This window comes from Rhodoferax sp. PAMC 29310 (genome assembly GCF_017948265.1).
In the GTDB taxonomy this organism is placed as follows: domain Bacteria; phylum Pseudomonadota; class Gammaproteobacteria; order Burkholderiales; family Burkholderiaceae_C; genus Rhodoferax.
Map to the genome: position 1 here is coordinate 4,212,136 of NZ_CP072852.1, position 18,871 is coordinate 4,231,006.

At 55.4% G+C, this 18,871-nt stretch carries 16 protein-coding genes and 1 pseudogene; 13 read left to right on the forward strand and 4 right to left on the reverse strand.

Annotated elements, in window-relative coordinates; translation table 11 throughout:
• Nucleotides 1-97: 97 nt before the first annotated feature.
• The 3 genes from groL to dctP form a co-directional block, all read right to left on the reverse strand.
• Complete coding sequence (gene groL / locus J8G15_RS19515) at nucleotides 98-1,753, reverse strand: chaperonin GroEL (protein ID WP_210544420.1); 1,656 nt, start codon at nucleotides 1,751-1,753, stop codon at nucleotides 98-100.
• Between the two features lie 83 nt (nucleotides 1,754-1,836).
• Nucleotides 1,837-2,127, reverse strand: a complete 291-nt coding sequence (groES, locus tag J8G15_RS19520) for a co-chaperone GroES (RefSeq protein WP_210544423.1) — start codon at nucleotides 2,125-2,127, stop codon at nucleotides 1,837-1,839.
• A gap of 553 nt (nucleotides 2,128-2,680) precedes the next feature.
• Nucleotides 2,681-3,700, reverse strand: coding sequence for a TRAP transporter substrate-binding protein DctP (dctP, locus tag J8G15_RS19525; protein WP_210544425.1), 1,020 nt, complete (start codon nucleotides 3,698-3,700; stop codon nucleotides 2,681-2,683).
• A gap of 390 nt (nucleotides 3,701-4,090) precedes the next feature.
• On the opposite strand from dctP, the gene J8G15_RS19530 reads away from it, so the two are divergent.
• From J8G15_RS19530 to J8G15_RS19590, 13 genes and pseudogenes are all read left to right on the forward strand, one after another.
• On the forward strand, nucleotides 4,091-4,705 hold the full coding sequence (locus tag J8G15_RS19530; RefSeq protein ID WP_210544427.1) for a TRAP transporter small permease: 615 nt from the start codon (nucleotides 4,091-4,093) through the stop codon (nucleotides 4,703-4,705).
• Between the two features lie 12 nt (nucleotides 4,706-4,717).
• Nucleotides 4,718-5,998, forward strand: coding sequence for a TRAP transporter large permease (locus J8G15_RS19535; RefSeq protein ID WP_210544429.1), 1,281 nt, complete (start codon nucleotides 4,718-4,720; stop codon nucleotides 5,996-5,998).
• A gap of 29 nt (nucleotides 5,999-6,027) precedes the next feature.
• Nucleotides 6,028-6,780: a hypothetical protein gene (locus J8G15_RS19540; RefSeq protein ID WP_210544431.1), complete on the forward strand. Its 753-nt coding sequence runs from the start codon at nucleotides 6,028-6,030 to the stop codon at nucleotides 6,778-6,780.
• Nucleotides 6,777-7,751 carry a hydroxyectoine utilization dehydratase EutB gene (gene eutB, locus J8G15_RS19545; protein ID WP_210544433.1) on the forward strand — a complete coding sequence of 325 codons (975 nt, stop codon included), beginning with the start codon at nucleotides 6,777-6,779 and terminating at the stop codon, nucleotides 7,749-7,751. The genes J8G15_RS19540 and eutB overlap by 4 nt, the downstream gene beginning before the upstream one ends.
• Nucleotides 7,752-7,884: 133 nt before the next feature.
• Entirely contained in the window at nucleotides 7,885-9,282 is a 1,398-nt protein-coding gene (locus J8G15_RS19550) for a PLP-dependent aminotransferase family protein (RefSeq protein WP_210547670.1), read from the forward strand.
• 102 nt (nucleotides 9,283-9,384) lie between these two features.
• Nucleotides 9,385-10,377, forward strand: a complete 993-nt coding sequence (locus J8G15_RS19555; RefSeq protein ID WP_210544435.1) for a cyclodeaminase — start codon at nucleotides 9,385-9,387, stop codon at nucleotides 10,375-10,377.
• A gap of 8 nt (nucleotides 10,378-10,385) precedes the next feature.
• The gene (gene doeA / locus J8G15_RS19560; protein WP_210544436.1) at nucleotides 10,386-11,591 is read left to right on the forward strand and encodes an ectoine hydrolase DoeA; all 1,206 of its coding nucleotides are present in this window, start codon (nucleotides 10,386-10,388) and stop codon (nucleotides 11,589-11,591) included.
• A 56-nt stretch (nucleotides 11,592-11,647) separates the two neighbouring features.
• Nucleotides 11,648-12,835, forward strand: a complete 1,188-nt coding sequence (doeA, locus tag J8G15_RS19565; protein WP_210544437.1) for an ectoine hydrolase DoeA — start codon at nucleotides 11,648-11,650, stop codon at nucleotides 12,833-12,835.
• A gap of 5 nt (nucleotides 12,836-12,840) precedes the next feature.
• On the forward strand, nucleotides 12,841-13,833 hold the full coding sequence (doeB, locus tag J8G15_RS19570) for a N(2)-acetyl-L-2,4-diaminobutanoate deacetylase DoeB (RefSeq protein ID WP_210544439.1): 993 nt from the start codon (nucleotides 12,841-12,843) through the stop codon (nucleotides 13,831-13,833).
• A 116-nt stretch (nucleotides 13,834-13,949) separates the two neighbouring features.
• The gene (locus tag J8G15_RS19575) at nucleotides 13,950-15,128 is read left to right on the forward strand and encodes a cystathionine gamma-synthase family protein (protein WP_210544442.1); all 1,179 of its coding nucleotides are present in this window, start codon (nucleotides 13,950-13,952) and stop codon (nucleotides 15,126-15,128) included.
• Nucleotides 15,129-16,250: 1,122 nt separating this feature from the next.
• Nucleotides 16,251-16,433: pseudogene (locus J8G15_RS19580) on the forward strand (MFS transporter); the annotation flags it as partial.
• 146 nt (nucleotides 16,434-16,579) lie between these two features.
• Nucleotides 16,580-16,777 carry a hypothetical protein gene (locus tag J8G15_RS19585; RefSeq protein ID WP_210544443.1) on the forward strand — a complete coding sequence of 66 codons (198 nt, stop codon included), beginning with the start codon at nucleotides 16,580-16,582 and terminating at the stop codon, nucleotides 16,775-16,777.
• 91 nt (nucleotides 16,778-16,868) lie between these two features.
• Entirely contained in the window at nucleotides 16,869-17,252 is a 384-nt protein-coding gene (locus J8G15_RS19590; protein ID WP_210544445.1) for a signal protein, read from the forward strand.
• Nucleotides 17,253-17,962: 710 nt separating this feature from the next.
• Here the strand turns inward: J8G15_RS19590 and J8G15_RS19595 are convergent.
• Nucleotides 17,963-18,739 carry a sulfite exporter TauE/SafE family protein gene (locus tag J8G15_RS19595; protein ID WP_370627445.1) on the reverse strand — a complete coding sequence of 259 codons (777 nt, stop codon included), beginning with the start codon at nucleotides 18,737-18,739 and terminating at the stop codon, nucleotides 17,963-17,965.
• Nucleotides 18,740-18,871 lie beyond the last annotated feature (132 nt).

An 18,871-nucleotide genomic window follows, 5' to 3' on the forward strand; every position in this document is an offset into this window, starting at 1 on the left:
AAAAACCCCGCAAGGTTTGCACCTTGCGGGGTTTTTTGTGGTCGGGCAACGCTGGACTTCCCGAAGGTCAGCCAGCGTCACCGGGAGCCAGGGGCAATTACATGCCCATGCCGCCCATACCACCCATGCCGCCCATGCCACCCATGTCGCCGCCGCCCATGCCGCCGGCTTCGTCTTTTGGAGACTCAGAGATCATGCACTCGGTGGTCAACATCAGTGAAGCCACAGACGCTGCGTTTTGCAGAGCAGTGCGGGTCACTTTGGTTGGGTCCAAAATACCCATTTCGATCATGTCGCCGTAGGTGTCGTTAGCAGCGTTGAAGCCGTAGTTGCCTTTACCAGCCAACACCGCGTTCACCACCACAGAGGCTTCGCCGCCGGCGTTGTACACGATCTCGCGCAGAGGCGCTTCGATGGCTTTCAGCACCAAAGCAATACCGTGGTCCTGGTCAGCGTTGTCGCCTTTGATGACGCCAGCAGTTTGCTTGGCGCGCAGCAGTGCAACACCGCCACCAGCCACAATACCTTCTTCCACAGCAGCGCGGGTAGCGTGCAGGGCGTCTTCAACGCGAGCTTTCTTCTCTTTCATTTCGACTTCGGTGGCAGCGCCAACCTTGATCACGGCAACACCGCCAGCCAACTTGGCCACGCGCTCTTGCAGTTTTTCACGGTCGTAGTCAGAAGTCGCTTCTTCGATCTGAACGCGAACTTGCTTCACGCGGGCTTCGATGTCAGCAGCAGCGCCAGCGCCGTCGATGATGATGGTGTTTTCTTTGCCCACTTCGATGCGCTTGGCGGAGCCGAGGTCAGCCAAAGTCACTTTTTCCAGTGACATGCCAACTTCTTCAGCGATCACTTTGCCGCCGGTCAGGATGGCGATGTCTTCCAACATGGCCTTGCGACGGTCACCAAAGCCAGGCGCCTTGACAGCCACAACCTTCAGGATGCCACGGATGGTGTTCACCACCAAAGTTGCCAGGGCTTCGCCATCGACATCTTCAGCAATGATCAGCAATGGACGGCCAGACTTGGCGACTTGTTCCAGGGTTGGCAGCAGGTCACGAATGTTGCTGATTTTCTTGTCGTACAACAGCACGAAAGGGTTGTCCAGCAAAGCGGACTGCTTCTCTGGGCTGTTGATGAAGTAAGGAGACAGGTAACCGCGGTCAAACTGCATGCCTTCAACCACGTCCAGCTCGGAGTCCAGGGACTTGCCGTCTTCAACCGTGATCACGCCTTCTTTGCCCACTTTGTCCATCGCATCAGCAATAATCTTGCCAATGGTTTCGTCAGAGTTGGCAGAGATCGAGCCAACTTGAGCGATTTCTTTGGAAGTAGTAGTGGCTTTGGAAGCTTTCTTCAACTCGGCGATCAAGACAGTCACTGCCTTGTCGATACCGCGCTTCAGGTCCATCGGGTTCATGCCGGCGGCCACGTACTTCATGCCTTCGCGCACGATGGACTGAGCCAGAACGGTAGCAGTTGTCGTGCCGTCACCAGCGATGTCAGACGTCTTGGAAGCGACTTCCTTGACCATCTGCGCACCCATGTTTTGCAGCTTGTCTTTGAGTTCGATTTCTTTGGCAACGGACACACCGTCTTTGGTCACGGTAGGGGCGCCGAAAGAGCGCTCCAGAACCACGTTACGACCTTTAGGGCCCAGTGTCACTTTGACCGCGTTGGCCAAAATGTTCACACCTTCAACCATGCGTGCGCGGGCTTCGCCGCCGAAAATTACGTCTTTTGATGCCATGTTATGACTCCAGATTTAAGTGAAATATGCTGCTAGCCCACACGAAATGTGCACAGCCAGCTATGAATTTAATAGTGAGAAAATTACTTCTCGACAACCGCAAACAGGTCGTCTTCTTTCATGACAAGCAACTCATCGCCGTCAACTTTGACGGTTTGGCCGCTGTACTTGCCGAACAGAACACGGTCACCGACCTTGACGTTCATGGCCAACAACTCGCCTTTGTCGTTTTTCTTGCCAGGGCCCACGGCCAGCACTTCGCCTTGATCAGGCTTTTCAGCAGCACTGTCAGGAATCACGATGCCGGAGGCAGTTTTTGTTTCGTTTTCGACGCGTTTAACAATCACGCGGTCTGCGAGAGGGCGAAGTTTCATGGGGGCTCCTTGAGTTCAAAAACAGGGTTAAACAATCAAAAACCAACTCCTGTGAGTTGGTTTCTGTATTCGCTGGAGGAGTGAGTTCACCAAGCCGGAAGGCCTGTTAGCACTCAACTCCTACGAGTGCTAATGATAAGGGCATTTTTAGATCTTTCAAGAGGACAGGGGGAAAACTGCGGCGGAACGCCACTGAACTTTCTGTCGGGTTTCAGCTAACTCTGTACTTTTCTCAATGACTCTGTACTGGCGTAGCGCGACGGCCCCGTCCTGTTGGCGACACCAACCCATCCTCAATTGCCATCGCCCCAATGAAGGCAGGGTTTTTCAATTGGATTTGCCAGACGTTGAAGTCACCGTCTGTAACTCTTAAGCGATCGGCTGGCCCGGATCCTCCGCGGTGCCGAAGTCTTCAGCGCATACAAGCGGCCACCGCCAACCTGAATGCTCAGGTTTTGCTGTTCAGTAACGTGAAAATACCCCAGCAGACGAAGTCCAGTGGGGTATTGACGGGTTGACCGAATTGAGTCGGTCCCCAAATTAGCCAACAAGGCTATTTTTGTGCCGCAATCTCGGCTTTTAACTGGTCCAGGATTTCACCAGTTCGGCCCCCGGCCATTTTCACCAATGTGGCAGACAGCGATTCGGTGCGCTTACGAAACACGTCGCTTTCGGCTTCGGTCAGTTTGATGACTTTCAGCTTTGGGTTGTCCTTCATCATCTTGATGACAGACGCTGCGTTTTTTTCCTTTTCTTTGGCGATGATGAACGTCTGCAACTTGTTGCGAATCTCGCCAAGCATGGTCTTGTTCTCGGCTGACAAGCTGTTCCAGAAATCTGCATTGGCAACGACGGTCGTGGTGTATTCGACATCGCCAGAATAGATCAAATAGCTGGTTACTTCATGAAATTTGGCGCTCTCGATGAAGAAGGCTGGATTCGTCTGAGCTTGGATAACATTCATTTGCAGGCCGCTATAGATTTCACCCCAAGGCAGAGCGACGGGGTTTGCACCATAGAGCTTGAATTGCTCAATCAATAGGGGCGAAGTCATGACACGAAATTTCACATCACCTAAATCTGCAGGTGTACGCACGGGCTTTTGGGTGGTCCAAACCATCTCACCTTCGGGGTAGATCGTGAACAACTTAAGCCCTTTGCTTGTGAAGTCCTTTGCCAAAGAGCCGTACAGCGCTTTGCTGTTGGACAGAATGTTGGCCTTCGCAACCGGGTCCTTTGGCAAAAGAAACGGCAGGCTAAGGATCTGAACCTCTGGCACAAAGGTGCCCAGGTGACCAGGTGATGCGTTTGAAAACTGAATTGCTCCGGAGGCAGTGAGTTCGGTAATGTCATTCTCATTGCCAAGTTGACCGTAGGTGTAAATCACGACCTCGATCTTCCCCTTCGTACCCGCTTCAACCAAGCGTTTGAACTCCTGTGCATACAGCGTTTGTACGTCCCCTGGAGACTCCTCCACAGCAAATTTCCATTGCTCGGCGTTGGCTGCGGATATTGCAGCGATACCAAAGATGGCACCACATGCAAGGTTCTTCAGTAACTTTTTAACGGTCATGGTAGTAGTCTCCTTCAATAAATGAACGGGGGTCGGTCACCTGCGACCGGCTCGCTGAGTAACTCGGAATTAATACTACTGTCGCGATTGGCCGATTGGATTGCACTAGAACACTGAGGAGAAATGTCGTTGAATCGCTGTGCGAAATGAATCAGGCAGAAATTTCACATGCCGCACTCATTGGACCTGCTTGACCGCGAGGGATAGATGTATGTACATCGCTACTGGCAGCGCTGCGGTCATTGCTGCGGAAAAAGCCATCGGGCCGCAGATGCGACTTCATCACTTGATATGAGGCATTCAGATCAGATGGTTGGATTGCACTAGAGCAATGATGGTCGTTTGCCACGCGGACTAGACTGCCAGCGATCATGCAGCAAAAGATGCGTGATGGCCTGCGAGACCGGAAGTTCACTAGTTGATGGAGAAATACTCATGGATACTGCGTCAGAAGGTAGCGCGATGCTTCGCGTTTTGCGGCAGGTCAATCATGGACTTGCCGCACTCGAAAGACAGCTTCTTTCTTGGGCCATCATTGTGATGGCCGTGAACACGTTAGCTAACGTAGTCGCCCGAGTGGTGTTTAGCAGCAGCATTTTCTTTTCAGAAGAACTTAATCAATTTTTGATTGTGCTGGTGACGTTTGTAGGAACCAGCGCGGCGGCGCGCCAGGGGCGGCACATCCGCATGTCTGCACTAACCGACCTATTGCCTGTTAAGCAGCGTCGACTGATGTTCGCGTTCATTCAGTTAAGCACCGCGATCGTCGTTGGTGCTCTGGCATGGTACGCCGTCAGCTACATATTTCGCATTCAAGCCTCGGGCCGGGTCACGCCAGCTCTGCAATTTCCGGTGTGGAGCACCTTGTTATGGCTACCGCTAGGTCTGGCCCTTGCCGCCTTGCAGTTCCTGTTGGCGGCGATTGCCAATTTGCGCAGCACTGACGAAGTTTTTCTGGCACCGCATGTTCGTGAGACAGACGACGTCGACATGCCCACCATCTGAGGAATAAAAGTCATGGCCCTCACAATTTTTCTTGTCATGTTATGCCTGCTTCTGATGGGCTTCCCGATGATGATCCCCATGCTGGTTGCAACTTTTGTCGGATTTTTTGTCTATTTTCCGATGCTCAAGACCGACATCATCGTCCAGCAAATGATCAGTGGTATCAGTCCGGTAGCGTTGATAACCGTGCCCATGTTCATACTTGCCGCTGACATTGTTACTCGCGGCCATACGGCGAATCGTCTGCTTGATCTGGCCATGACCTTCTTTGGTCACTTGCGTGGCGGCCTCGCTGTGACGGCAGCTGTGGCCTGCACCATGTTCGGGGCGATCTCGGGTTCAACTCAGGCTACTGTCGTTGCTATTGGCGGGCCGATACGCCCCCGGATGCTGAAGGCTGGCTACGAAGACAAGTTCACCACCGCCTTGATCATCAATGCCGCCGACATCGCCTTTCTGATTCCGCCGAGCATCGGAATGATCGTATTCGGTATCGTTGGCAAAGTTTCCATTGCCGAACTGTTTTTGGCAGGCATCGGGCCGGGTCTGCTAATTCTGTTGATGTTTAGCACCTACTCCGTTTGGTACGCATGGCGCAAGAATATTCCGATATTGCAGCGGTCAAGCTGGGCAGAGCGGCTTCGTGCGGTTCGCAAAGCCATCTTGGCAGGCTTGTTTCCGGTGTTGATTGTTGGCGGCCTCTATGGGGGCTACTTCAGCCCAACCGAAGTTGCGGCGGTTGCCGTACTCTATGCGTTCATTCTTGAGGTGTTTATTTATCGCGCGGTCAAACTCGCGGATATTCCCAAAATTGCGTACTCGACGGGATTGATTACCGGCATTGTTTTTGTGTTGGTGGGTGCCGGATCGGCTTTTTCTTGGATTATTTCCTTTGCGCAGGTGCCACAGCAGCTGATAGCCGGGTTGGGCTTGGCCACCGCCGGCCCATACACCATTTTGCTGGCCATCTCGGTGGCCTTTTTCATCGGCTGCATGTTCGTTGACCCAATCGTCGTCACACTGATTTTGACGCCGATTTTTATGCCTTTGGCGAGAGCGGCCGGAATTGATCCGGTGCTGGTGGGCACGATTGTCACGTTGCAGATGGCGATCGGCTCCTGTACGCCGCCGTTCGGGTGTGACATCTTCACCGCTTGCGCCATTTTCCGAAAACCCTACATAGACGTCATTCGAGGCACCCCACCATTCATTTTGATGCTGCTGGTTGTTTCACTGCTGCTGGTCCTGTTTCCAGATATTGCGTTGTTGCTTCCACGACTTGCGTACCGCTGATAGGCAGATTCCCCATGCACATAGAAACAATGTCACTTTCAGTTGACGGTCCTGCTCCAAAGGAACATGCCCGCATCGGCCTGATTGCACTGGCCACCGATCTCAACAGCGAGGCGGATCTGCGCCGCATGCTGCCATCTGACGTCGATCTGTACTGCAATCGGGTGCGCAACGCCAATCCGATTAGTCTTGCGGCGCAACGCTTGATTGAGCAAGAAATACCGCGCGCTGGTTGTGATTTGCTGCCGGGGCTGGACCTGGATGTGATGGTGTTTGGCTGCACCTCGGCGACGATTGCTATGGGGGAGGCAAAGACGCTGGCCTTGCTCGCGCAGTCGCACCCTTCACGCTACCAGACGACACCGGTAACTGCGAGTCTGGCAGCGCTCGCGCACCTCGGCGCGCGACGGATCTCCATACTCACGCCCTACCGGGCGGACGTCAATCTGGCTCTCGGTGAGTATTACGAAAGCCGTGGCCTGGAGGTCATTAACGTGTCGGGACTCGACATGGACGATGATTACGCCATGACCGCATTGAGCCCGGAACTAATTGTTGCAGCGGGGCTTCGAGCGATGGCGCCAGAGGCTGAAGCACTGTTTATCTCCTGCACGGCCTTGCGTTCCAGCCTTGCAGTTGAGCGGCTGGAAGCAGCGCTGGGCCGCCCGGTCGTCACCAGTAATCAGGCGATCATCTGGCATGCACTGAATCTGATGAACCACCCGGCAACGTCCGCACCCGGACGTATTTTCAATATGCCATCACAGAGACAAGAAGCATGACCCAAGACATCGGACTGATTGATTTATATCGAGCGCGCCAGCGACTGATCGGTCACGTTTTGCGCACGCCGCTACACCATTCACCCAAACTTTCCCTGTTGACCGGCGGCGCCGTGCATCTCAAGCTTGAATGCCGGCAGATCACGGGCAGCTTCAAGCTACGCGGTGCCACCAACGCTTTGCTCAGCCTCGATTCAGACCGTCGCGCACGTGGCGTCATCGCGGTATCAACGGGTAATCATGGTCGTGCACTGGCCTACGCAGCACACCAGCTTGGCGTGCGAGCCGTTATCTGCATGTCTGAAATGGTCCCGAGCAATAAAGTCGAGGCCATTCGAGCTCTGGGTGCCGAGGTTCATATCACTGGGGTCAGCCAAGACGAAGCCGAGCATGAAGTTGTGCGCTTGGTCAATGAGGAGGGCCTGACACTTTTGCCTCCTTTTGACCATCCCGATGTCATCGCCGGGCAGGGCACGGTGGGTCTTGAATTGCTGGAAGACCTACCGAGCATTGACACGGTCTTGGTGCCACTGTCTGGCGGCGGGCTGTTGGCCGGCGTTGCGCTGGCACTCAAGAGTGCCTCACCGAAAATTCGTGTCATTGGCGTCACGATGGAGCGTGGCTGTGCAATGCATGCGAGTCTCCAGGCGGGCCGGCCCGTGCAGGTGCAAGAATTGGAGACGCTGGCCGACTCGCTAGGCGGCGGCATTGGTCTGGATAACCGCTACACCTTCAGGATGGCGCAGTCGCTTGTTGATGACACGGTGCTGGTCACCGAGGACGAGATTGCCACTGCAATTCGACACGCCTATCGTGAAGAACAGGTGGTTGTTGAAGGCTCAGGCGCGGTTGGAATCGCTGCTTTGTTGTCGGGTCGGGTCGTCGCGCCCGGCACCACCGCCGTCTTGCTGGGCGGCGCGAATATTGATATGGACTTGCATCGGCGCATCATTGGCACTGACCAGGCGTAGCATGGCGGTGAAGACGTGACCTTTCCGATTAGCAATGAATCTGCCGATGGGTCGGTTCGAATTTTCACGCAAGTCACAGCGACAAATGTTCTGAAAATGGTTGAATCTCGGAAAATGCAGGGGGGCACTGAAAATGGACGGTTGGCACAAAGCACTTGCTTCGGTTCGAAGCGGTGAATCAAAATTCAAGGTACTCGTCAAAGCGATTGCCGCCGACATTGACAACGGTACCTTGAAGGAAGGGACACGCCTTCCTCCTCAGCGAGAGTTGAGTCAGAAGCTCGGCATCAGCGGGCAGACCGTCACAAACGCTTATAAAGAACTCGAGCAGCATGGGGCGATTCGCTGCGAAATCGGGCGGGGTAGCTTTGTTGCGAAACGCGTGACTGAAAAAGTCGCGACCTATATGCTGGACCGGGCCGATCGCTCGGTAATTGATTTTTCCATCGCGACAATCGTATATACACCTGAACATGACCACTTTTGGCGAGAGGCCTGCGCTGCCCTCGCAGTCCAACCCGATCACCCCTGGATGCGCTTGTGTCGTCCGATTGCCGGGTTCGACTACCACCGGGCCGCTGGTGTCCAGTGGTTGGCCTCGCTTGGCATGGAGACCTCTATCAACACGCTGCTCGTCACCAACGGTGCCTCCCAGGCATTGTTTCTCGCGCTTGCCTCGTTGGTCAGTACGGCAGATGTTGTTCTCTGCGAGAACCTCACTGACCACGGCGTCATCGGTTGCGCCCAGGTGCTCGGTTTTACGCTCAAGGGACTAGACACTGACGAGTATGGAATTCGGCCAGATCATTTTGAGGACATGTGTGCCAACGAGCGGATTACTGCACTGGTATGTACGCCGAACCTGAATAATCCTACCGGTTCGCTCATGCCTGACTCGCGCCGCCGGTCAATTGCCCGTATCGCCGAGCGCTATGGCGTCTACGTCATAGAAGACGATGTTTATGGCCCCTTGCTTTCGCAACCCCCGCCTCCGATCAGTAGTTATCTTCCGGACTTGGGGTTTTATTGCACCAGCTTTACCAAGTCGGTTCTGACGGGTCTGCGCGTTGGCTATTTAAGTATGCCCAGGCGCCTTGCGTTGCGCGTCGAAAGTATCCTGCGCGTCACGAGCTGGATGGCCACCCCCTTGCTGGCAGAAGTTGCAACTCGCTGGATCGGCGATGGTACGGCTCAGCGGCTGATCGAGATCCAGCGCACTCGACTGGCCGAGCGTCACCGAATGGTGCGAGATGTGCTGGGCGAGTTTGTATTGGGGCAACAACAGCCGACTGCGCTATCTGTGTGGCTGGGTATACCGAAACATTGGCAGCTCGACAGTCTTGTACAAGAATTGAGAAACCGACATATCGCTGTCACCTCGCCCGATCCTTTCCTTGTGGCTGGAACGCCCCGACCGAATGCAATTCGTGTTTGTCTCGGTGCGGAAGGCGGTGATCCGCGAATTAATGAAGCGCTGCTGACCATCGCCAGCGTCTACCTTCAGTACCCAAGGGTGAACGACTACCCGTAATGCACTAGGACAACTCAAACAGTAGTGGGGGCGCACTAGACTCATTCTTAGAGCAATGGCCCGCCGGTTCAGCGCTATTCACCCCTGTTGAAAGAGTCCCAGATGCAAAAAGTTTTATTGTTGAGTGAGTCAGATCTGCGGGCGTGCGTAGATCTTGACGCCGACGCGATCAATTGCATTGAGCAGGCGTTCCGCGCCCTCGCCACCGGCGATGTGATCATGCCGCCCATATTGCGTTTGGACATTCCAGCCCATCATGGGGAGGTCGATGTCAAGACGGCCTATATGCCAGGGCTTGACGGTTTTGCGGTCAAGATTAGCCCTGGCTTTTTCGAGAATCCAAAACTGGGCCTGCCCAGTCTTAGTGGCCTGATGGTGTTGTTATCCGGACGAACCGGGGTTTTGGAAGCATTGCTTCTGGATAACGGCTATCTCACGAGCATTCGCACCGCTGCTGCCGGTGCAGTTGCCGCACATTGGCTAGCGCGGGCGGACGCCAAGCGCGCGGCAATTATTGGGGCTGGGGCACAGGCCCGTCTGCAGTTACGGGCGCTGCTGCTGGTCCGGCCGATCGAGTCAGCGTCAGTGTGGGCTCCGACCTTTTCGCGGGCACAGGACTTTGCACGCGAGATGAGCCAGCAACTGGGAATTCCGATCCACCCCTGCACTGACATCGACACGGCAATGGCTGACGCCGACATCGCCGTCACCACCACCCCCAGTCAGCAGCCACTCATTGAATTGCGTCACTTGCATGCCGGTCTGCATATCACCGCGATTGGCTCGGACGCTGAGCACAAGAATGAGATCTCGCCAAACGTGATTGCCTCGCCAGCGCGATACTTTTGTGATCGATTGAGCCAAGTGCGTGTGCTCGGCGAACTGCATCACGCGATAGGCGCTGGTCTGGTCGGTGCCGATGCAGCGATGCCTGAACTGGGACAGGTGATTGCCGGTCAAAGTCCGGGCCGAACGAATGCGGAAGAAATCACGATTTGCGATCTCACAGGGACCGGCGCACAGGACACTGCAATTGCCACCTTCGCCTACAGCCGCGCGATGCAAGCCGGGTATGGAACGTCCTTCGACGGATGAATGACGCCATGCACCCAACCATACCCAATTCCAGTCCTGTTGAAATGCCGTTTCAACCGGCTGAATACGCGCAACGTTTGGCTAAAACACGCGCGGCGATGGCGCAGCGCGGCATTGAGCTGCTGATCGTCACCGACCCGACCAATATGGCTTGGCTAACCGGCTATGACGGGTGGTCTTTTTATGTGCACCAGTGTGTGCTGGTAGGCCTGGAAGGGGAGCCGATCTGGTTCGGTCGCGGACAGGATGTCAATGGCGCCAAACGAACCACGCAACTGTCGCAAGACAACATGGTCGGTTACCCTGACCATTACGTGCAGTCAGTAGATCGGCACCCGATGGACTACCTGGCGCTGGAAGTGATTGCCGCGCGCGGCTGGCAAGCCCGGCGTATTGGTGTGGAGATGGACAACTACTATTTCAGCGCGGCCGCCTATGCAGCGTTGCAAAAGCACCTGCCCCAAGCCCACTGGATTGATGCAACGGCGCTGGTGAACTGGCAGCGCGCGATCAAATCGCCTCAGGAGATCGCCTACATGCGCATCGCCGCCAAAATCGTCGAGCGCATGCACAACATGATTGTCCAAACCATTGAGCCAGGCATGCGCAAGAACGACTTGGTCGCAAAGATTTACGCCACCGGTATCGGCGGTGCAGAGGGCCACGGCGGCGACTACCCGTCCATCGTGCCGCTGCTGCCCACCGGGGCAGACGCTGCCGCCCCCCACCTGACGTGGGATGACAAACCGTTTGAACGCGGCGCCGGCACATTCTTCGAAATTGCAGGGTGTTACCGCCGCTACCACTGCCCGCAGTCGAGAACGGTTTACTTGGGGCGTCCGCCGAAACACTTTGTTGACGCCGAAAAAGCCGTTGTCGAAGGCATCTTTGCGGGTCTGGAGGCCGCCAAACCAGGCAACACCTGCGAAGACATTGCCAACGCTTTCTTCGCGGTGCTGCGTCGCAACGGCATCGAAAAAAGCAGCCGCTGCGGCTACCCCATCGGTGCGAGCTACCCGCCCGACTGGGGCGAGCGAACGATGAGCCTGCGCCCGGGTGACCGCACGGTACTTGAGCCTGGCATGACGTTTCACTTCATGCCAGGAATCTGGCAGGACGACTGGGGCATCGAGATCACCGAAAGCATCCTCATCACCCCGACCGGCGCCGAGGCGTTTTGCCAGACGCCCCGCCAATTGTTCGTCAAGGAGTGACTTCGATGATCGATATAGCAACGCCACAACATTGCAATACCAAACGAGAGGCAGACATGAGTGAAAACACAAAGCTACCCTTTGAGCGCGTCGAATACACACAGCGTTTGGCTAAAACACGCTCGGCGATGGCGCAGCGCGGCATTGAGCTGCTGATCGTCACCGACCCGACCAATATGGCTTGGCTAACCGGCTATGACGGGTGGTCTTTTTATGTGCACCAGTGTGTGCTGGTAGGCCTGGAAGGGGAACCGATCTGGTTTGGTCGCGGGATGGACGGCAATGGGGCGGATCGCACCACCTATATGTCACCTGAGCACATCGTGCGTTACCCGGACCACTACGTGCAGTCAGTAGATCGGCACCCGATGGACTACCTGGCGCTGGAAGTGATTGCCGCGCGCGGCTGGCAAGCCCGGCGTATTGGTGTGGAGATGGACAACTACTATTTCAGCGCGGCCGCCTATGCAGCGTTGCAAAAGCACCTGCCCCAAGCCCACTGGATTGATGCAACGGCGCTGGTGAACTGGCAGCGCGCGATCAAATCGCCTCAGGAGATCGCCTACATGCGCATCGCCGCCAAAATCGTCGAGCGCATGCACAACATGATTGTCCAAACCATTGAGCCAGGCATGCGCAAGAACGACTTGGTCGCAAAGATTTACGCCACCGGTATCGGCGGTGCAGAGGGCCACGGCGGCGACTACCCGTCCATCGTGCCGCTGCTGCCCACCGGGGCAGACGCTGCCGCCCCCCACCTGACGTGGGATGACAAACCGTTTGAACGCGGCGCCGGCACATTCTTCGAAATTGCAGGGTGTTACCGCCGCTACCACTGCCCGCAGTCGAGAACGGTTTACTTGGGGCGTCCGCCGAAACACTTTGTTGACGCCGAAAAAGCCGTTGTCGAAGGCATCTTTGCGGGTCTGGAGGCCGCCAAACCAGGCAACACCTGCGAAGACATTGCCAACGCTTTCTTCGCGGTGCTGCGTCGCAACGGCATCGAAAAAAGCAGCCGCTGCGGCTACCCCATCGGTGCGAGCTACCCGCCCGACTGGGGCGAGCGAACGATGAGCCTGCGCCCGGGTGACCGCACGGTACTTGAGCCTGGCATGACGTTTCACTTCATGCCAGGAATCTGGCAGGACGACTGGGGCATCGAGATCACCGAAAGCATCCTCATCACCCCGACCGGCGCCGAGGCGTTTTGCCAGACGCCCCGCCAATTGTTCGTCAAGGAGTGACTTCGATGCTGAACTCTCCAATCACCACGACCGTCGACTATTCAAAGGACGGCATACAACACGGGTTTTTGAAGCTGCCCTACTCGCGCGACGACTCCGCTTGGGGGGCACTAATGATCCCTATCACCGTCGCCCAGCGCGGTATTGGCCCAACGGTGTTGTTGACTGGCGCCAACCACGGCGACGAATACGAGGGGCCGGTGGCCTTGATCAAACTGGCCAACGCGATCAAAGCCGAGGATGTGAAGGGGCGCGTGATCATCCTGCCCTATATGAACTACCCGGCATTTCGCGCGGGTCAACGCACCTCTCCCATTGACAAGGGGAATTTGAATCGCAGTTTTCCGGGCAGCGCGAATGGGACCCCTACGCAAAAGATCGCAGATTATGTTCAGCGTCATTTGCTGCCCTTGGCTGACTACACGCTTGATATCCACTCCGGGGGGAGAACACTCGACTTCTTGCCCTTTGCGGCGGTGCATGTACTCGATGACAAGGCGCAGCAGGCGCGATGCGAGTTGGCGATGCGGGCATTTGCTGCGCCCTATTCCATGACGATGCTTGAACTTGACAGCGCGGGCATGTTGGACAGCGCAGCGGAGGCCATGGGCAAGGTCTTCGTCTCCACCGAACTTGGCGGCGGTGGGAGCGCCTCGGCCAAGACCATTGCCATCGCGGACCGCGGTGTACAACGTTTTCTGGTGCATGCCGGTGTGTACACCGGCGCCTTGAGCCCGGTAGAAACGGTCATGCTCGACATGCCGGACAGCTCCTGTTTCATCACTTGTCTGGACGACGGTTTGCTTGAGATGTGCAAGGATCTCGGAGACATGATTGTTGCTGGTGAATTGCTCGCACGGGTCCACGATGTGACCCGCACCGGAGTGTCGGCCATTGAGTACCGTGCCAGTCGAAACGGCGTGCTGGCCAGCCGTCATTTTCCGGGTTTGATTGCTTGCGGCGACACACTCGCTGTGATCGCAGACGTACTGCATTGACGCCGCCTGGACATCATCGTTAAGGGGGCACGGAATCGCCGTGGCGAGAACCCTTCTCTTCAACAAAATCTTGATTTCACTCAAGTTCTCTTCAACCTTCACAAGGAATACACATCATGAATCAAACACCACATTTTGGAACCGACTCGGTCTGGGCTGGAGAAGAACAGCTGTTCGCTGAGGGCGCAATTTGCCTTCCGGTCTTTAACTCGGTGACCTTTGGCTACGACGACATGAACGAGTGGAACGAGGTCGCACTCGGCAGAAAAAAAGGCCACATTTATTCACGCAACACCAACCCCACTGTGCGTCCGCTTGAGGAAAAAATTCGCATCATGGATGGCGGCGAAGAGGCCACCAGTTTCTCGACCGGCATGGCGGCGATTAGCAACACGCTGTTTACGTTGCTGAAGCCGGGTGACCGCGTTGTTGCCATCAAGGACACGTACGGCGGCACCAACAAGATATTTATCGAGTTTTTGCCCCGCCTTAACGTTGAAGTCTGTCTTTGCGACACCACCGATTGTGAGCAGATAGAAGCAGAGGTCAAAAAGGGTTGCACGGTGTTGTATTTGGAGTCGCCAACCAATCCGACGCTTAAGGTGGTCGACATTGAGCGACTCGCCAAAATGGCCCATCAACATGGCGCCATCGTGGTTGTTGACAACACTTTCGCGACGCCCATCAATCAGCGTCCTCTCAGCCTAGGCGCAGACTTGGTGGTGTACAGCGCCACCAAGTACCTGAACGGACACTCGGATGCGATGGGTGGATTGGTGGTGGGCAAAAAAGAGCTGGTGGACCGCATTTACCACTATCGTGAAATTACCGGTGCCACGCTGCATGCACAGTCGGCCTACATGATCTTGCGGGGTATGAAAACACTGGAGCTGCGTATCCAGCGCCACAACGAGAACGGCATGAAGATTGCCACCTACCTCTCAACGCACCCTAAAGTCGACCAGGTTTTCTACCCCGGCCTTGAATCTCACCCAAATCATGCCGTCGCGAAGAAGCAAATGAGTGGGTTTGGCGGCATGATGAGTTTTTCCCTGAAAGGTGGCTTTGCGCAAGTGGCGACGGTGCTCGAAAACCTCAAGTTTGCGCACAAGGCCGCCAGTCTGGGTTCGGTCGGCACACTGGTAGGTCCGCCACGCACGACCAGCCATGTCGAACTGAGCGAGCAAGAAAGAGCCAACGCCGGAATTCCGGAAAGCCTCATTCGCTACTCTGCTGGCATTGAAAATTCTGATGATCTGATTGCTGATCTTGAGCAGGCGCTGGCACTAATCTGAACCTTCTGGACGTCTGTCAGACCCTTGGCCTATGCGAAAGCGATTTTTCTTAGAAGGGGTTCTGATGGTTATTTCAACCGAGGGGCGGGGCGGTCTTGGAACGAAACTGCTTGCGGCCAATGTCGAAGTGATTTTTTGGAGTGGAGCGACTCTTGACTGCTTCTCCACGGTGCGTCTTTCAAACGCAGGAATGTCGGTGATCGGGGCTCGGATCAAAGATCCGTGTCGCCGGCCACTCGGCAGCACTTCATGAATTCTTCGCGTAGACAACTACGCGCTTCGAAGGCATTCAAATTCTTAATTTTTTCTGCTTGACGCAGATGAAAATATGCACTTCCCCGCATCCTTAGTCACAAGTCGACGTCTGGTAGATCTGATCTGGCTTGCCGATACCGGTCGTTCGTGACCGACAGCAACTCGCTCACTGTCGGTCGCTCAGAGCCTTAACACAGCCGAAGACATGTTTCTGCGCTAGCCTTCACTGGCGGCAGAAGTAGGGTGTTGTTGCTGGGCTATAGCCTGTGGTCAGTCGAAAATGTCGGAGAGGTCAAATTGTCAACTGAGGAACCGGTATTGATTTGAATGAGACAAATACCAGTGAATATGGAGTCAGCTGAGACAGGACTACAGAGCTGCCTGCAACGAATTTCCCAAGTCGATGATTTTGTTGGTTTAGTCCTATTGCATTGGCTGAAACCGGACAACTGTTGTTGACACCGTCCTCTTCCCCAAGTTGTTGATTATCCTGACTCCCAGCAAATGCCATGCACCTGGACATGCCGCCTTTGCGGCATTACACATGACGCTTTTCCGGCGTTTGGGCAAAGCAGACTTTCGTGACCCGGAGCCGAAGGGCTGCAACGCGGGCGTATCCAGCCGCTCACCATCGGCAGCTTGCAGTTAGTCGCCATTCAAAATTTGATCGACCAGTCAGCTGTCAATCATGGCTGCCTGCGACGTGCGCCATTGCCATCACAGAACCTAAACGTCTGCCTGGGGGGCGGTCAGCTGGACTTGGTGGTCTACGCCTCGGAAGTTGAAGGTCACATCCCAAAAATCTGGATTCGCCTGGCTCGGAATGTCACTGCAGCGCTGCACAACACGGGTTTGCGCGGGGTGTTGATGTTCATTGGTGCCTCCAAACTGCGGGGAGAGGTCGAGTCAGGCGCGACGGCAGCCCAGTTCGGTCCGGTGGGCTCGGTGGTTTTCGGAGGTTTCGGAACGGTACTGATCGCCGCGGGATGGTTCAACCTGTTGCCGGCCTTGGCAAAACGGGACCAGATGGAGCTGACGGTTGCGGCCTGAAGGGGATAATTTCGATGACCAATGCTTAAGCCACGGCTAAGGCAACCCTAAGGCGAGCCTAAGTTTGAGTCCGTACAGTTGCACTCAGTTGGATCGAAGCCAACAAAACAGTGAACAACATCAACCAGCCATCAACAGGACCCATTATGAAAACAAGCATTACCGCTCTTTGTATCGCCGCAGGCCTCCTGGGCTCCACCCTGTCATTTGCAGCTGCACCCGCAGCACCGGCTGTTACGTCTGCATCCGCCGACGCCTCTGCATCGGTGACCACGCCTGCCAAGAAAACAGTGAAAAAGCACGCTTTGAAGAAAGTCGCCAAGAAGGCAGCTGCAGCGCAGTAGTCACCAATTGAAGGCGGGTGATGCCCGTCTTGAGAGGCTCGGAATTCCGCCCAGTTTGTTTGACACCCACAGCCAATTTAAAGGAAACAAAATGAAATCATTTCGTACTATTTCTATCGCCATTAGCATGTTTTGCTGCGCAGCAGCATTCGCACAGTCTGCAGCCCCTGCTGCAAAGGTCAGCGTACCTGTCACGACATCTGCCGCAGCTGCAACTACCCTTGCCAAGCCTGCAACCACTGTAGCTGTAAAAATCGAAGCTCCTGCGGCCAGTGCCGCTGGCAAGACCTCAGGTCCTGCAACAACTGCAGTTGGTGGCGGAGCCGGCAAGGTCTGGGTAAACACCGGATCCAAGGTTTACCACTGCGAAGGTTCAAAATTCTACGGCAAGACAAAGGCCGGGGAGTACATGACCGAAGCCGATGCAAAGGCCAAGGGCAACCACGTAGATCACGGCAAGGCTTGCACGAAATAGCTTGACCGACTTTCTAGGCAAGGGCGCAATTGCGCCCTTTTTTATTGATGCACCTCGCGTAACCAGACTCCTGCCATTCTGGCAACGCTCATGCGTCATCCAGCCTTGTCAGTGGAATTGCTATTCGTAACTCAGCGCTATGCATAGGCGTCTTCTTGAGCCAGCCACTTTTTCCCGAAGATGTCGGTCAAAAATGAAGATTAACAATCGCTAAAACGTATACCTGCAAGGCGGGCGAAAGCGGTCGTTGAAGGTGGGAGCGGCAACTTCGGCATTGGGTATTTTTGAGACATCCAGCTGTTGGGCACGAATGACCGCTTGCGGAATCACGATGGCAACGCACCGCTCTGCGGAGTGCAAGGTACCAGCCGCTCACCTAGCCGCGAGATAGCTCATGCACGGCGGACGAGGCCATGACGTACCGCAGAGACGTATAAATTCATTGGGAAAACGTCAACACTGTCATGTTTAGTGGCGCATAGTGTCAACATCAGTGGCGTTCCGCAGTTTGCTGATGTCGGGTTTCAGTTAACTCTGTACTCAACTCACTGACATGCATGGCAACACACCGCTGGCATTGGCAAAAGCGCGGGATTTTCGCGCTATGGTGCAAATGCTTCAGAAAGCCGGTTTGAATTAAATCCCTCTTGATGCGGGGCATATATGCGAACGGGTAGAACAATCACCCTCTTCGTGGCCCTTTTCGATCGCTAAGTTCTCAGAAAAAACAAAGTTGTCATGGTCACGCCCGTGGCAACGATTGCAGCCCTGAGTACAGGGGCAGGGATTCGCCGCGCTATTCGTGCACCAAAATAGCCCCCGGCAGTCGCCGCAACCATCATCACCAACGCCTGCGGCCACGCAACGAGTCCGCCCCAGGCATAGATTGCGACGGCGATAGCCGTCAGCAGGGCTGAAACCACATTCTTGATGCCATTCATCGCGTTCAGGTTGGTTTGACCGAGCAAGCCGAACAGCGCCAGCAGCAGAATGCCAAGGCCACCGTTGAAATATCCACCATAGATCGAGACCACAAGCACTCCTGCTGCGGACTTGGTCGCCGAGACGTGACCAGTTTTGCTGGAGTTGAATTTGCGCAGCAGCATCGGTCCGACTGCAAAAAGAATCGTTGCGACCAGAAGCAACCACGGTACAACCTGGTTGAATGTTCGATCGTTTGTCACCAAAAGAAGGGTTGCGCCCATCGCGCCTCCGATCAGGCTGAGAACGATCAGGGTACGCATCGACAAACCCGGTGGTGCCTGCATGTCTTCTCGAAAACCAAAGGCGCCGGACGCGTACCCGGGCAAAAGGGCAACAGTGCCGGTGGCGTTTGCGACAACGGGTGGCAGTCCCGCAAAAACCAATGCTGGAAGGGTGAGGAAACTACCTCCGCCGGCGACGGCATTCAATGCTCCTGCGATGAATGCGGCCCCAAGCAAAAGGACGAGATAGGAAGGGTCGTTCAGCACCGACTGGTTCTCCAAAAAAATTCTTAACGGGCACGACCGAAAAACATCGCGTGAAGCAACTGGCGGGCGTGCGCTCGCAGAAGCATAGAACGGTTTCGTCGTGGCCTCACACAAGCGCAACCCATGCCGGCAGTTGTCTCAGCAAGG

What these genes read in the sequence shown, in the direction of transcription:
- groL (WP_210544420.1), bottom strand. Translation starts at nt 1,753, where the DNA reads ATGGCATCAAAAGACGTAATTTTCGGCGGCGAAGCCCGCGCACGCATG.
- groES (WP_210544423.1), bottom strand. Translation starts at nt 2,127, where the DNA reads ATGAAACTTCGCCCTCTCGCAGACCGCGTGATTGTTAAACGCGTCGAA.
- dctP (WP_210544425.1), bottom strand. Translation starts at nt 3,700, where the DNA reads ATGACCGTTAAAAAGTTACTGAAGAACCTTGCATGTGGTGCCATCTTT.
- J8G15_RS19530 (WP_210544427.1), top strand. Translation starts at nt 4,091, where the DNA reads ATGGCCTGCGAGACCGGAAGTTCACTAGTTGATGGAGAAATACTCATG.
- J8G15_RS19535 (WP_210544429.1), top strand. Translation starts at nt 4,718, where the DNA reads ATGGCCCTCACAATTTTTCTTGTCATGTTATGCCTGCTTCTGATGGGC.
- J8G15_RS19540 (WP_210544431.1), top strand. Translation starts at nt 6,028, where the DNA reads ATGTCACTTTCAGTTGACGGTCCTGCTCCAAAGGAACATGCCCGCATC.
- eutB (WP_210544433.1), top strand. Translation starts at nt 6,777, where the DNA reads ATGACCCAAGACATCGGACTGATTGATTTATATCGAGCGCGCCAGCGA.
- J8G15_RS19550 (WP_210547670.1), top strand. Translation starts at nt 7,885, where the DNA reads ATGGACGGTTGGCACAAAGCACTTGCTTCGGTTCGAAGCGGTGAATCA.
- J8G15_RS19555 (WP_210544435.1), top strand. Translation starts at nt 9,385, where the DNA reads ATGCAAAAAGTTTTATTGTTGAGTGAGTCAGATCTGCGGGCGTGCGTA.
- doeA (WP_210544436.1), top strand. Translation starts at nt 10,386, where the DNA reads ATGCACCCAACCATACCCAATTCCAGTCCTGTTGAAATGCCGTTTCAA.
- doeA (WP_210544437.1), top strand. Translation starts at nt 11,648, where the DNA reads ATGAGTGAAAACACAAAGCTACCCTTTGAGCGCGTCGAATACACACAG.
- doeB (WP_210544439.1), top strand. Translation starts at nt 12,841, where the DNA reads ATGCTGAACTCTCCAATCACCACGACCGTCGACTATTCAAAGGACGGC.
- J8G15_RS19575 (WP_210544442.1), top strand. Translation starts at nt 13,950, where the DNA reads ATGAATCAAACACCACATTTTGGAACCGACTCGGTCTGGGCTGGAGAA.
- J8G15_RS19585 (WP_210544443.1), top strand. Translation starts at nt 16,580, where the DNA reads ATGAAAACAAGCATTACCGCTCTTTGTATCGCCGCAGGCCTCCTGGGC.
- J8G15_RS19590 (WP_210544445.1), top strand. Translation starts at nt 16,869, where the DNA reads ATGAAATCATTTCGTACTATTTCTATCGCCATTAGCATGTTTTGCTGC.